The organism is Rhodopila sp. (genome assembly GCF_035548095.1).
Taxonomy (GTDB): Bacteria; Pseudomonadota; Alphaproteobacteria; order Acetobacterales; family Acetobacteraceae; genus Rhodopila.
Genome location: NZ_DASZUV010000018.1, coordinates 1 through 14,342, shown reverse-complemented (window position 1 = coordinate 14,342; position 14,342 = coordinate 1). Strand labels below are relative to the sequence as shown.

Annotated in this window: 10 protein-coding genes and 1 pseudogene; 6 read left to right on the top strand and 5 right to left on the bottom strand. The window is 68.6% G+C overall.

Annotated features, from left to right (window positions below):
* Positions 1–389: 389 nt before the first annotated feature.
* The 3 genes and pseudogenes from VHC04_RS23070 to VHC04_RS13710 form a co-directional block, all read left to right on the top strand.
* Positions 390–530: pseudogene (locus tag VHC04_RS23070) on the top strand (zinc-ribbon domain-containing protein); the annotation flags it as partial.
* A 42-nt stretch (positions 531–572) separates the two neighbouring features.
* A complete protein-coding gene (locus VHC04_RS13715) occupies positions 573–3,842 on the top strand; it encodes an ATP-binding protein (protein WP_325682131.1) in 3,270 nt (1,089 codons plus the stop codon).
* Between the two features lie 74 nt (positions 3,843–3,916).
* The gene (locus VHC04_RS13710) at positions 3,917–6,091 is read left to right on the top strand and encodes a glycogen debranching N-terminal domain-containing protein (protein ID WP_325682129.1); all 2,175 of its coding nucleotides are present in this window, start codon (positions 3,917–3,919) and stop codon (positions 6,089–6,091) included.
* A 12-nt stretch (positions 6,092–6,103) separates the two neighbouring features.
* Here VHC04_RS13710 and VHC04_RS13705 read toward each other — a convergent pair whose 3' ends face one another.
* Both VHC04_RS13705 and VHC04_RS13700 read right to left on the bottom strand, forming a co-directional pair.
* Positions 6,104–7,348, bottom strand: a complete 1,245-nt coding sequence (locus tag VHC04_RS13705) for an MFS transporter (protein WP_325682127.1) — start codon at positions 7,346–7,348, stop codon at positions 6,104–6,106.
* The gene (locus tag VHC04_RS13700) at positions 7,345–7,692 is read right to left on the bottom strand and encodes a PRC-barrel domain-containing protein (protein WP_325682125.1); all 348 of its coding nucleotides are present in this window, start codon (positions 7,690–7,692) and stop codon (positions 7,345–7,347) included. Before VHC04_RS13700 ends, VHC04_RS13705 begins: the two co-directional genes overlap by 4 nt.
* Before the next feature lie 814 nt (positions 7,693–8,506).
* Here VHC04_RS13700 and VHC04_RS13695 point away from each other — a divergent pair.
* On the top strand, positions 8,507–9,298 hold the full coding sequence (locus tag VHC04_RS13695) for a class II aldolase/adducin family protein (RefSeq protein ID WP_325682123.1): 792 nt from the start codon (positions 8,507–8,509) through the stop codon (positions 9,296–9,298).
* 114 nt (positions 9,299–9,412) lie between these two features.
* Here the strand turns inward: VHC04_RS13695 and VHC04_RS13690 are convergent, their stop codons facing one another.
* The 3 genes from VHC04_RS13690 to VHC04_RS13680 form a co-directional block, all read right to left on the bottom strand.
* Entirely contained in the window at positions 9,413–10,144 is a 732-nt protein-coding gene (locus VHC04_RS13690; protein WP_325682121.1) for a hypothetical protein, read from the bottom strand.
* The gene (locus VHC04_RS13685; RefSeq protein ID WP_325682119.1) at positions 10,141–11,106 is read right to left on the bottom strand and encodes a DUF2092 domain-containing protein; all 966 of its coding nucleotides are present in this window, start codon (positions 11,104–11,106) and stop codon (positions 10,141–10,143) included. The genes VHC04_RS13690 and VHC04_RS13685 overlap by 4 nt, the downstream gene beginning before the upstream one ends.
* Positions 11,107–11,458: 352 nt before the next feature.
* Entirely contained in the window at positions 11,459–11,905 is a 447-nt protein-coding gene (locus tag VHC04_RS13680; RefSeq protein WP_325682117.1) for a lytic transglycosylase domain-containing protein, read from the bottom strand.
* 135 nt (positions 11,906–12,040) lie between these two features.
* On the opposite strand from VHC04_RS13680, the gene rpoZ reads away from it, so the two are divergent.
* Entirely contained in the window at positions 12,041–12,448 is a 408-nt protein-coding gene (gene rpoZ / locus VHC04_RS13675; RefSeq protein ID WP_325682115.1) for a DNA-directed RNA polymerase subunit omega, read from the top strand.
* Between the two features lie 210 nt (positions 12,449–12,658).
* A partial coding sequence (locus VHC04_RS13670; protein WP_325682455.1) for a RelA/SpoT family protein occupies positions 12,659–14,342 on the top strand: 1,684 nt, incomplete at its 3' end.

Here is a 14,342-nt window from a genome sequence, read left to right as displayed (position 1 = left end):
GCGCGAAGCGGGCGCGCTTGAACCAAAGGCGCGCGAAGCGAGGGCGCGCGGGACGAAGGCACGCGGCAGAGCAGGCGAACGCATCAGATGGACAACCCTTTTTGGCGCGCCTGCTGCGGCGCAACGCAGGCAACGTAGTGTCTTCCCGTCGTTGGGCAACAGGGGATGCGACAGGAGACGCGACGGCGCGGCCCTGCGGGGGTACCGCCCCTGCGGACGCGATACCTCGATCCGGTTCCGGCCATGAGAGCCAGGTTTCGGTTACCGTCGGATAGACGGCGAAACGCATGACGCCTATCCTACCGGTCAGCTAGTATCTCTGAAACGGTTCGCCGAAGCGCCACCCGCGTGTCGCGGGTGGTTCTGCGTGATGGCGGCGAAGGAGCGGCATGCGCTGTTCAGCCTGCGCGCACGAAAATCGCCCGGGGCGGAAGTTCTGCGCGTCCTGCGGCGCCCGGCTTACGCTCCGCTGCACAGCCTGCGGCGCGGAGAATGAGCCGGGGGACCGGTTCTGCGGCGAGTGCGGGACGGTGCTCGCGGTGGGCACAGCCGCCCCGCCGCAACCGCCACCCATGCCGAAGCCGCCGAAATACCTGGCCGACCGGGTCCGGCAGGTACGCGCCGAGATGGAAGGTGAGCGCAAGCACATCACCATCCTGCACATCGACATCAAGGGCTCGATGGACATGGCCCAGGCCTTGGACCAGGAGCAGTGGTACAGCCTGATCGAGGACTATATCCAGATCGTCGCCGATGGCGTGCACCGGTTCGAGGGCACGATGAACCAGTTCACCGGCGACGGTGTGCTGGCCCTGTTCGGCGCCCCGATCGCGCATGAAGACCATGCCCAGCGCGCCTGCCTGGCGGCGATCCAGATCCGGGACACGGTCGCCAACTACGCGGCCGAGGTGAAGGCGCGCTACGGGGTGGATTTCGGCGTGCGCATCGGTCTGAATTCGGGGGAGGTGGTGATCGGCAAGATCGGTGACGATCTCAGCCTGGATTTCGCCCCCTTCGGCCATGATGTCGGGCTGGCGCAACGCATGGAATCCCTCGCCCAGCCCGGTCACATCTGCCTCTCGGAATACACGGCTCGGCTGGTCGACGGCTATTTCCAGTTGCGGGACCTGGGCGAGGTCCGCGTCAAGGGCGCCTCGGCGCCGATCCGCCTGTTCGACCTGGAAGGGCTGGGCCGGTTCCGCACCCGGCTGGACCAGTCCCGCGCCCGCGGGCTGTCGGCCTTTGTCGGCCGCGCGCCGGAGACGGCGATCCTGGAAGGCGCGCTGGAGCGGGCGCGGACCAGCGGCCAGGTGGTCGGCATCATGGCCGAGGCCGGTGCCGGAAAGTCGCGTCTGTGCGCCGAATTCATCGAGCATTGCAGGGCGGAGGGATACTCGGTGCTGGAGGCGCGCGGGGTGCCGCACGGCCGCGCGATCCCGCTGCTGCCGATGCTGGAGCTGTGGCGTGCCTTTTATGGCATCGCCGATGACGACGCACCGGCCTCGGCGCGCGAGAAGATCACGCGGCGGCTGCTGGCCATGGACGACACCTACTATGCCGATCTGCCGGTCCTGTTCGACCTGTTCGGCGTGCCCGATCCGGACAATCCGTCGCCGCCGCTGGATCCGGAACAACGACAGAAGCGGATTCACGCGGTCGTCAAGCGGGTGATGCACGATCCGTCCTTCAGCCGTCCGGAGTCGCGCCGTATCGTGCTGCTGGAGGACCTGCACTGGTTCGACGGCGCCAGCGACGCGTTCCTGGACACGATCGTCGACGCCATGCCGGCGACGCACGATCTGCTGATCGTGAATTTCCGCCCGGAATACCAGGTGCGGTGGCTGCGGCGGTCGTATTACCAGCACGTGCCGTTGCAGCCGCTAGGCCCGCGCGCGGTGCAGGATTTGCTGCGGGATCATCTGGGTGAGGACCCGACGGTGGCGGGGCTGGCCGAACTGATCCAGGACCGCACCAAGGGCAATCCCTTCTTCGTCGAGGAGGTGCTGCAATCGCTGGTGGAGAGTGGGCATCTGCAGGGCAAGCGGCCTGCCTATAAGCTGAACACGCCGCTGACCTCGTTGAACGTTCCCGCCAGCGTGCATGCCGTGCTCGCCTCCCGCATCGACCGGTTGCAGGAGCGGGAGAAGCAGGTGCTGCAGCGCGCCGCGGTGATCGGCAACAAGTTCGACCAGATGCTGCTGCGCCGCGTGCTCGAATATATGTCGGAGCGGATGGACCTCGTGCCTGGCCGAGCGGGGCCGGAGCGGGATGTGCTGCAGAGCGTGGCCGCGCTGGACGAATCGCTGTCGGCGCTGGAGGCTGCGGAGTTCCTGTTCGAGACGGCAGTCTGGCCGACCGTGGAATACGCGTTCAAGCATCCCCTGACGCAGGAGGTGGCGCAGCAGTCGCTGCTGCGCACCCGCCGCCAGCAAGTGCATGGCGCCGTGGCGCGCGCGCTGGAGGCCAGCATCGCCAACCTGGATGAGCGCGCGGCGGAAATCGCGCTGCATTGGGACGAGGCCGGGGACGGCGCCCAGGCCGCGCGGTGGCACAAGCGCGCCGCCCAATGGGCCGGACAGACGGATCCCGGCGAAGGGTTGCGGCATTGGCGGCGGGTGCGGGCGCTGGCCCCGGCGGTCCCCGATGCGGCGGAGCGGCGGGAACTGCTGCTGACCGCCTGCCAGCAGATCCTCACCCTGGGCTGGCGGGCCGGGTTCGGAGAGACCGAGGCGTCGGAGGTGTTCGAGCAGGGACGGGCATTGGCCGAGGAACTCGGCGACCGCGTGCGCCTGGCCGTTCTGCTGGGTGTCTATGGCGTCGTCCGGATGTCGGTCGCCGGCTCCGCCAACGACTATGTCCGCTACACGGTCGAGGCGGCCGATATCGCCGCCGCGACCGGCAACCCGACCTTGCAGGCCGGCATCGATATCTGGCCGACCTTTGGCTACGTCTTCCAGGGCGACGGCGCGAAGGCGCTGGAATGGTCCAACCGCGTGCTGTCGCGCACCGGCTCCGACAGCGCGCTGGGCAAGGAGGTCACCGGCTACAGCCCGCGCGCCGCGGCGCTGGCCGCGCGCACCTTCGGCCTGATGTTCCTCGGCCGCCTGGATGAGGCCGAGGCGCAGGGCAAGGAATCGATCCGCGTCGCCGAGGCGCCGGGCGACGAAGAGGTCCTGGGCTGGAGCCTGCATGTCTACACCTGGCTGAACTACCTGCGCGGCGGCACCAAGCCGGTGCTGTCGTTCAGCCGCCGGTATGCGGCGCTGGCGGAACAGCTGTCGACCGATCTGGCCCGCTGCCTGGCGCATTTCTCGCTCGGCAATTCCCACCTAGCGGCAGACGAGCCGCGGCCGGCCCGCGATGCCTTCCTGATCAGCGCCGAAATCGCCCGCGACCGCGGCGCCGGCGCGGCGATGCTGCCGGTGGTCGTCGCGCTGCTGGCCGAGGCGCATCTGGCGCTGGGTGAGCGCGGTGAGGCCGAAGCGGCGGCGCGGGAGGGGATCGCTGCCGGGCGGGCGGGCGGCTGCACGTATTTTGAGGCTCAGTCCCAGATTTCCCTGGTGCAGGTGTTGCTGAGCCGGGCCGGGCCGCCACCGCAGGCCGAGATCGAGGCAGCCCTGGATCGAGCGGATGAGCTGCTGGCGTCGATTCAGGGACGGTCGTTGATGCCGACGGTGCTGGAGCTGCGCGGCCGGCTGGCCTCCGCGCTGGGCGACGCCGAGGCGGCCGTCCGATACCAGGATGCCGCGCTGGCGCTGTACCGCGCGATCGGCGCGACAGGCCATGTCGCCCGCCTGGAAAAAGGCGGGACGCGACCGGCCGACCACGACGACGTGTCGTGAGGTTTCCGCGGCGGACACAAGCATCGCTTATGCGCGCCGGCTGACGCGCGGAGCCACGAGACAGGGAAGATACGATGGCGTTCAAGGTCCAGGTCGGTCCGCCGCAGATTTCGATCCATCAGGGCCAGACCGTGCTGATCACGGAACAGGATGGCCAGATCAACTGGCCCAGCGACAAAGGCCTGTACTTCCTCGACACGCGGATCATCAGCAGTTGGAGCCTGTATGCCAACGGCGAGCCGTGGGACCTGCTGAACGGCGGCGCGATCAGCTATTACGGCGCCCGCATCTTTCAGACCAACCGGGCCTTTCTGACCGAGGAGGGGCCGATCGCCGCGCGCACCCTGGGGCTCACGCTCAGCCGCCACGTCGACGGCGGGGTGCATGAGGACATCGACATCTCCAACCACTCCGGCAAGGCGGTCCGCTTCAACCTCGAGGTCGCCCTGCGCGGCGATTTCGCCGATATCTTCGAGGTCAAGAGCAACCGCATCGTCCGCCGCGGGCGTATCGCCAGCAGCTGGAACGAGGGGCGCCAGCAATGGCGGCTGAGCTACCGCAATCGCGATTTCTCTCGCGAGGTGGTGGTGACTTCGAAGCCGACCGGCGCGCGCACCGTCTATGCCAATGGCCGCCTGACGTTCGAGGTATCGCTGAACCCGGATGAGACCTGGCATGCCTGCCTGCTGTACGACCTGTTCGACGGCGACAGGAAATACCCGGCGCCGCACGAATGCCTGGGATCCGGCAAGGAGACGAAGCTGTCGGACTCGCTGGAAGCCTGGCGGCGCACCGTGCTGAAGATTCGTACCAGCAACGAGGAATTCTACCGCAGCTTCACCCAGGGCGTCGCCGACATGGCGGCGCTGCGCCTGCCGATCGTCGGCACCGACCATATGACGTTCATTCCGGCTGCCGGCCTGCCCTGGTTCGTGGCGCTGTTCGGCCGCGACACCCTGATCGTTTCGTTGCAGACGATGCTGGTCTACCCGGAATTCGCGCGTGGCGCGCTGGACGTGCTGGGCGCGCACCAGGCGCAGGAGCGGGATGACTACCGCGACGCCGAGCCGGGCAAGATCCTGCATGAGCTGCGCTATGGCGAGCTGGCGCATTTCCGCCTGATTCCGCACACGCCCTATTACGGCACCGCCGACGCGACGCCGCTGTACCTGATCGCCCTGCACGCCGCCTGGCGGGCGACCGGGGATGCCAGCCTGATCGAACGCCATCTGCGAACCGCCGAGGGATGCCTGAGCTGGATCGACAAGTATGGCGACCGCGACGGCGACGGGTTCCAGGAGTACGAGACCCGCTCCACGGCCGGCTATGAGAACATGGCGTGGAAGGATTCCGGCGATTCCGTCATGTATGAGGACGGCACGGTGGTGAAGGGGCCGAAGGCGCTGTGCGAACTGCAAGGCTATGTCTACGATGCCTGGCTGCGCATGGCGGAAATCTACGACCAGATCGGCCGTCATGACGCGGCGCGGCACCTGCGCGGCAGAGCTGCCAGCTTGTTCCGAAAATTTAACGAAGAGTTCTGGAACGAGTCGCTGGGCATCTATGCCTACACGCTGGATGGCGACAAGAAGCCGGTGTTCTCGCTGGCATCGAATATCGGCCACCTGCTGTGGTCCGGCATCGTACCGAAGGAGCGTGCGGGTCGTGTCGTGGCGCGGCTGATGCAGGCGGACATGTGGTCGGGCTGGGGCATCCGCACGCTGTCGGCGCTGCATAAATCGTTCAACCCGTACAACTATCAGACGGGCGCCGTCTGGCCGCATGACAACGCGATCATCGCCGCCGGCTTCCGGCGCTACGGCTACGCCGCCGAGGCGGCCGCGGTGGCGCGCTCCATCAGCGACGCCGCCAGCCATTTCCTGACGAACCAGCTGCCGGAGCTGTATGCGGGGCTGCAACGGACGGAGGACAACTTCCCGGTGCAATATGTCGGCGCGAACGTGCCACAGGCCTGGGCCGCCGGCACGCCGTTCATCCTGCTGCAGACCATGCTGGGCATCCGTCCGAACGCGCCCAAGGGTGAGCTGTATGTCGATCCCTCGCTGCCCGACTGGCTGCCCGACGTCACGCTGATCGATCTGCGGCTGGGCCGCAAGGTGCTGGATATCCGGTTCTGGCGCGATGGCGCCGACACCCGGTTCCAGGTGACACGGGGTGATCCGGCATGCGTCGTGCTGCGGCCGATCGGCGAAGGCCTGGACATCGAGGCGCATCTGGGCGGCGCCTGATCCGGCCGCGCCCTACTCGGCGGACACCGGCACCGGCAGCGGGACCGTTGTGCTTGCCGATCGGGTCTCCGGCATGCCGACCAGCAGCAGCAGCACGCCGCACAGCCCGGCCAGGGCAAGCGCCAGGAACGCCGCCTGATCGCCGAAACGGGATGCGATCAGGCCGGCGAAGCTGGTGCTGAGCGACGCACCGACCGAGATCGCGACGCCCATCGCACCCAGCGTCAGGTTGAACTGGTTCGTGCCGCGGGTGATGTCGGCCACCACCAGCGTCATCATCACGCCGAAGGCCGCGCCGCTGGCGCCGCCGATGGCCTGCCCGAGGGTCAGCGCGAGCGGTCCCGGCAGCGTGGCGTACAGAATGCCCTGCAGCGGCAGCAGCCCCCAGCCCAGCAACAGCATCGGGCGCCGTCCGGCGCGTTCCGACGTGCGTCCGATCCAGGGCGACATGACCGCCACGACGGCCTGCGGCAGCAGGATCGTGGCCGCGATGATCGCGTCGGCGAGCCTGGGATGGCGCTGGGTGACGCCGGTGGCGGCGATCGGCAGCATCGCCGCGCTCGACAGGAAGAACAGCACGATGCAGGCGAAGAATACGATCAGCCGGCGGTCCACCAGCAAGGCCCGCAAACTGGCCCATGTCGGCGCCGGCGGCTCCTCCCGCGCCGATACGGCGCCGGTGCGGGAGGGCCGGATCGGCAAAAGCGAGAGCAGGACGGGGATGGTCAGGAACGCGGTCAGCCAGAACACCGCGACCGGCGCCACATAGGAGCCCGCCGCCCCCATGATGCCAGCCGTCAGGCCGTTGCCGATCGACGCATAGCGGGCGTTGCGGCCGACCCGTTCGCCGAACGCGTTCTGGCCGGCCACCATCAGGCTGGTGGCGGCGATACCCGGCGTGAGCAGCGCACTGCCCAGGCCCTGCAGCGCTTCCGCGAGATAGACCAGGGGTTCGGTCGGCGTCGCGGCCAGCAGAAGGGCGGCGAAGCCAACCGCGATGATGCCGGCGAGGATGGCCCGCCGCTTGTCGGGCAGCCTGTCGACCAGCGCGCCCGCCGGCACCTGGCTGACCAGGGCGCAGATGGTCGAGATCGTCAGGGCGAAGCCGATCTGGGCGGGCGTCCACCGGTTCTCGGTCAGGTACACCGCGACGAAGGCGCCGAAGCCGGTCTGCACCGATGCGGTGAAGAAGTTGACGCCGTCCAGCCCGCGCATGCTGCCTGGATCGGCGGTCGGAACGGTTGCCGGCGATCTCACGGGGCGTGTTCCGGTTTGCCGACCGTGACCTTGCCGTCATCATATTTGTACTCGGGAATCTCGCCCATCTGCTGGCTGGTCAGCGCCACCGTCACATCGTCGCTCGGATCGGCCATGCCGAAGCGCAACGCCGACCAGTCGACCGCCACCTTCCGCTTGCCGACACCCAGCACGCCGCCATAGTCGATGACGGCGGCACGCGGCTCGCCCTTGCTGTCGATCAGCACGTCCCACACCCGGCCAACCTTGTCGCCTTCCAGGTCGCGCACATAGCGGCCGAAAACCGGTGTCAGGGTGGTGGCGGGCGCGGATGACAGCGCCGGCTTGGCAGCGGTGGGCGGCACCGGCGGCGTTCCGGACCCGGTCGGGGCACCGGCAGCGGTGCCGCCGGCGGGCGGGGGTGTCGGCGGGGACGAGGCCGACGCGCCGGCGGTCGCTGGGGCCGATGGTGCTGTCAGGTCGGCAGTGGCGGGCGGTTGCCGGGCGGCCGGCGCCGGCAGTCCCGACGCCGTTCCAGAGCCCGCCGATCCGGAGCCCGCCGGTCCGGAGCCCGCTGGCGGCGGAGCCGACCCTGCCGGAACTGGTTCTGCCGGGGCCGGCGCCGCCGAAGCCCCTGCGTCTGGCGGCATCCGCCCCGCCGTGGTCGCCGCGGGAGGTATCGCCGCCGCCGGCACAGCCGCCGCGGGGGCTGTCGATGCGGGAGCTGTCGATGCAGGGGATCCGGACGCCGCGGTTCCTGCCGCCGGTTCCGCCGCCGGCGGGGTCGCGGATGCCAAGGGCGCCGATGCCAAGGGCGCCGATGCCAGGGGCGCCGATGCCAGGGGCGCCGATGCCGGGGATGCGGATGCCCGGGACGCGGATGTCCGAGGGAGCCGGGGGGCCTGCGGGTCCGCCCGAACCTGGGCCGGTAGCGCGGCCAGCAGCGCGGCGGCGATCACGGCACGACACGGAGACAGCGTCATCTTGGTCGGCTCCTCTGGCGGGCGGTCGAATGGCGCTCGATCCGGTCCCGCGATCCGGTCCCCGGGACGGCCGGCCGATACGCGGTCCGCAGGGTGGCCGGCGGGACGGGTGGGTAGCCGTTTTGGCGGCGCATGGCTATGGTCTTCGCCGACGTGGCACGGGCGCCGATCGAGGCCGCCGAGCGGGAGGATGCGCATGACCATGACGGTGCTGGAGGCGGATCGTGAGGCCATCGCCGGCCGCAACGGCATGTCCCTGGCGGAGTGGGACATGCGGGTGCAGCTCGCGGCCGCCTATCGGGCGGTGGACCATTTCGGCTGGACGGAGCAGATTTACGGTCACCTGACGGCGCGTGTTCCAGGTCCACAGGACCATTTCCTGATCAATCCCTGGGGTTTGAACTACGATGAGGTCACCGCCTCGAACCTCGTGAAGGTCGATGTCGACGGCAATGTGGTCGATAGCGTGCATCCGGTGAACTTCGCCGGCTTCGTCATCCATTCAGCGATCCACATGACACGTTCCGCCGAGAACCTTGTGGTGATGCACACCCACACGAGGGCCGGCATGGCGGTCGCGGCGCTGCGGGATGGCCTGCTGCCGATCTCGATGTTCGCGTCCGCCTTCCATAACCGCCTGTCCTACCATGACTACGAAGGTGCCTCCCTGCGGCTGGATGAGCGGGAGCGGATCGTTCAGTCCCTCGGCGCGAACAAGGCGATGATCCTGCGGAACCACGGCCTGCTGGTGGTGGGACGGTCGGTGCCTGATTGCTTCCTGCGGCTGTATCGGCTGGAACGGGCGTGCCAGGTCCAGGTGGACGCCGCCGCGGCCGGGACGCTGAACGTTCTGTCGCAGCCGGTCGCGGAGCAGTCGGCTCAGGACCTGGACAGCTACCAGGCGATGCAGCCGGAGGCGGAAGGCGAGATCGAATTCGCCGCGCTGATGCGGAAGCTGGACCGGATCGACGACAGCTACCGCACCTGATCGCTTGCCTCCTCTCGGGGGCGCATCGGGCGGCACGGGCACGGGGGGCGTTGGGCCGCGGGTTCAGACCTCAACGGATGCTTTTCCGACGCCCGCCCACGCGTCAGCGGGTGGTCAGGGTGCCGGCACCACGCGGTAATACGTGCCGCCGGCGCCGTAGCCGGGGGCGAACCAGCTTGCGCCGCACCGGTAATAGGCCAGGCCGCCAACAGGCATGTAGACGCAGCCGGGGGGCAGGGCCATGACGATGTCGTTGATCGGATAGCCGGCCGCGACGCCGGCCGCGTAGGCGTTGGCCGCCGAGGCGCTGGCCGCCGCGGCGCCCACGGCGGCTCCCGCGGCGGCGGCGGTGACGCCGGCCGCCCAGGCGGCCCCGGCATTCCAGCCGCCGCAATTGTAGCAATTGGTGCTGTAGCTGTTGACCACGGCGGGCGGATGGTAACCGTAATAGTAGCTGCTGCCGCCCTGATAGCCGCCATAGGCAGTGGTGCCGCCGGGGCCGGTCGCGTGCCAGGACCCGTCGCCGCCGGATGCCGTGCCGCCGGACGCGCCATTGGCGTGCCAGGACCCATCGCCGCCGGACGCGGTACCGCCCCGGTAGCCGGTCGCATTCCATGACCCGTCGCCGCCGGACGCGGTGCCGCCGCGATAGCCGGTGGCGTTCCAGGAGCCGCTGCCGCCGGATGCGGTGCCGCCGCGGTAGCCCTGGTAGTGCCAGTTGCCGCCACTGCCCGCTGCGCGCCCGCCCCAGGCGCCGGCATGAACCCATCCCCAGGCGGGCGGGATCACGGCCACCAGCAGCGCCGCCGCGGCGGCGGACAGGCCGATGTGCTTCGGCGCGATCATGGCTTGTGTCCTTCCGCGGCGGGAGACGCGACCGTCGCCGGAGCCGTCGCGGGCATGGGTGCCGTCGCTGGCATGGGTGCCGTCGCCGGCACGGGGGGCGTCGCGGCCGGTGCGGGCGTGGTCGCCGAGGGGGCTGCGAATGCCATGCGCCGGGCCGCGGCGGCCTTCACCGAGGTGAAGGTGCCGGCTGGCACCGGCGGATTGATGCGCCAGCGGGAGAACGCGACCTGATGGCGATAGTGACCCGGTTCATCGAAGAAGGTGGCTCGGGCCATGCGCGGCAGCCTGTCCTCGGCGCCGATCCAAAGCTGGATCTGCACGCGGTCATTCGCCAGCACGACGATATCGGTGATCGTCCCGCCGACCAGCGCGGATCGGCCGACCACGAAGGCCACCTTCAACCCATCGGTGATGCCCTTGTACGGGTCGGCGACGATCAGGTCGGTGAACGGGAAGTAGATGTCGGCGGTGTCGAACGCCGCCTTCAGCATGGCATCGATCGTGGGCGGCGCCGCCGCGACCGCGGCCAGATCGGCCTTCGGATCGAACGCCATCATGGTCTTGCCGTCGTAGTAGAATTCCGACGCCGGCCCATCGCCCGGGCTGATGACCCGCAGCCTGTTCGGCCGCGCCAGGACCACCTGGTACAACGTGGTGTAGGCAAGGGGTTGGCCCGTCCTCGCGGTGCTTTCATAGGTGGCGAGGGCGGAGAAGCTCAGGGTCTTCGCGGCGGCCAGCCTGGCGCCGGTCGCGCGCAGGATGTCCAGCGCCCCGGGTTCCAGGCCGAAGCGCAGCCCCATGTCGATCTGGGGCGGCGTTCCCGGGCTGGCGGTCGTGCCGGCGGGAGCCGCCGCCGCGCCCTGTGCCAGCGCGGCGGCTGGTCCGAGTGTGACAAGGGCAACGAGCGTGAGGAGGCAAGGAGACCAGGGACGGCGATGCCCGGCCGGTAGCACGCTGCTCATGTCTGTTTCCTCGAAGCCGGTCTCATGGATGGTACGTCACAACCGGATCAGTAGTGGATGGCCGGTATGATGCAACTTTCTCTTGTGGTCTCATAGCAATTTCAATGAACCACACGGCCAAAAAATCGTCCGGTTTGGCGGTGGCCGTCCATCTGGGGCATGCCGTCTGGGGCATGCCGTCTGGGCATGCCATTTGGGTCTGGCCGCCCTGTCCCGTGGCCGCCCTGTCCCGTGGCCGCCCTGTCCCGTGGCGGCCCTGTCCCGTGGCGGCCCTGTCCCGTGGCTGCCCGCTCCCAGGGCCGCTCTGCTCCACGGTTGTTCCGGCCTCGACCGGTACGGCCGGTGCCGGCGGTCAGCGCGGTGCGGGCGGCGCGGGCGAGGCCTTCGTCACCGGTGACGGGTGCGCATACAGGTTCATCGCCGCATCGATGACCTTCTGCTGATAATCGGCGCTGAGCGTCGGCGTATGGGAATGATAGTAGCCGATCGCCGTCATGACGTTGCCGCGTGCCTCATGCAGATAGACCCGCATGATCGCGGCGGCGGCATAGATGTTGAAGCAGGCATCGTCGCGCAGGCGGGTGAAGACGGTGGACGTCGGCAACCGGGTGGCCCGCGCCAGCGGATAGACCCAGATGGTGTTCACCTGCATCAGGCCGAGGTCGGCGGTCGTGTTGCGGTTCATGCTGACCATGCCGACCCTCCCGCCCTCGACCGCCTGGATCGACGGCAGGACCCGCGGGGGCAGGTGGTGGAAGGCGGCGGCGGCGAGCATGCACGCCATGACCGCTGCGCTCATGCCACCGCGACTATTGCGTGGGACGCCATGCCGCGCACCCTATCCGTCGCGCTGCTGCCCTGCAACGTTATGCCTTGCATCGGCCTGGGGAGCCGCTTACATGGTCGGCTCCCCACCCGTCGTGGAGTTGTGCGTATGGCGCGTGTTACCGTCGAAGACTGCGTTCAGAAAGTTCCCAACCGGTTCGAGCTCGTTTTGCTCGCCGCACAGCGCGCACGCAATATCAGCCGCGGTGAGGAACTGACGGTGGATCGCGACAACGACAAGAACCCGGTCGTGGCGTTGCGGGAGATTGCCGATGAGACGATCGAGCTGCAGCGGATCGAGCAGGATCTGATCAAGTCGCTGTCTCGCGCGCCGGAGCCGGAACCGGCGGACGAGGAAGTGCTGGACCTGATCCCGACCGACCAGAACATCTTCGGGTTGCAGGATGTCAGCGCCGAGGAAGAGGCCGCCGGCCTGCCGGTGGAGAACGAGGACATGTCGCCCGAGGATATGGAAGCCGCGATCGCCGCGGAACTCGGCGGACGGTCGCCGCGGTAGCCCCCAGTGAAGCAGGCGGGGTTCGGCGGCGATGTGACACGATCCGCGCCGGCCCCCGCACGGTCCGGCGCGGATCTTTCCGACGCGCCCATCGGGCAGGCGGCGGGACACATGGCTGCCGAGCCGGTGCCGGCCAGGACGGGTCGGCGCAAGAACGACACGCCAAGAGACGACACGCCACCCACGCCCGCATCCGTCGGCGGCGCCGACATGGTGGTGGCCGAAAGGACGGAAGGCGGCAAGGCTTCCGGCCCGGCCTGCCAGCTGGCCCGCCAGGTCAGGGCCTATGATCCCAAGGCGGATACCAGCCCGATCGACGCCGCGCTGGCGATGGCGACCCAAGCGCATGCCCTGCAGCGTCGCGACAACGGCGATCCCTACATCACCCATCCGATCGCGGTGGCCGGAATCCTGGCCGGCTACCATCTGGACGTCGCCTCGATCGTCACCGCGCTGCTGCACGACGTGATCGAGGATACCTCGGTCAGGCTGAGCGAGCTGGAGGCGAAATTCGGCAAGGAGATCGCCGGCCTGGTGGACGGCGTCACCAAGCTGACAAGGCTGGAGCTGCAGTCCGACCGGACCAAGCAGGCGGAGAATTTCCGCAAGCTGGTGCTGGCCATGAGCAAGGACATCCGCGTCCTGCTGGTGAAGCTGGCCGACCGCCTGCACAACATGCGCACCCTACATTTCGTGCGCGAGCCGGAACGGCGCAAGCGCATCGCGCGGGAAACGATGGAGATCTACGCTCCGCTCGCCGAGCGCATCGGCATGGATGCGCTGAAGACGGAATTGCAGACGCTGTCCTTCCAGCAGCTGGAACCGGAAGCCTACGCCACCATCCAGGCGCGGCTGAACTTCCTGCGCGGCCAGGGCGCCGACGTGATCGATGAGGTACGGCGCGACCTGACCCGCATCTGCAAGCAGGCCGATGTCCATGTGGTGGAGGTGACGGGGCGGGAGAAGTCGCCTTACTCGATCTGGGAGAAGATGCACCGCCGCAACGTGGCGTTCGAGCAGCTCTCCGACATCATGGCGTTCCGCATCGTCGTGGACACCAAGGCCGACTGCTACGCCGCCCTTGGCGCGGTCCATTCCGCCTATCCGGTGATAGCCGGGCGGTTCAAGGACTACATCTCGACGCCGAAATCGAATGGCTACCAGTCGTTGCACACCGGCGTGACGCTGCGCGAGCCGCGCAACCAGAAGATCGAGGTGCAGATCCGCACGCTCGACATGAACAACGTGGCCGAGAACGGCGTCGCCGCGCACTGGGTCTACAAGGGGCCGGACAAGAAGGTCGATGGCAGCGAGGTGCAGCGCTTTCGCTGGGTCCAGGACCTGCTGGAGATCCTGGACAATTCGGACGCGCCGGACGAGTTCCTGGACAACACCAAGCTGGAACTGTATCCGGACCAGGTCTTCTGCTTCACGCCGAAAGGGCAGCTGATCCAGTTGCCGCGCGGCGCGACCCCGGTGGATTTCGCCTACGCGGTGCACAGCCAGGTGGGCGATACCTGCGTCGGCGCCAAGATCAACGGGCGGCTGATGCCGCTGCGCCACCATCTGCAGAACGGCGACCAGGTGGAGATCATGACGGCGCGCGGTGGCTCGCCGTCACCGCAATGGGAGCGCTTCGTCGTCACCGGCAAGGCGCGCGCCCGTATTCGCCGCTTCATCCACCAGGAGCAGCGCCAGCAGAGCCGGGATGCTGGCCGCGCCGAGTTGACCAAGGCGTTCCGCCAGGCGGGGGTGGATGGGTCGGAAAAAGCCCTTGAACCTGCGCTGAAGGCGTTGAAGGTCGCCTCCCTCGACGATCTCTATATCGCGATCGGCAACGGCAACCTGTTTGCGCGAGACGTTGTCCACGCAGCCTACCCGGAACTTCGGCAGG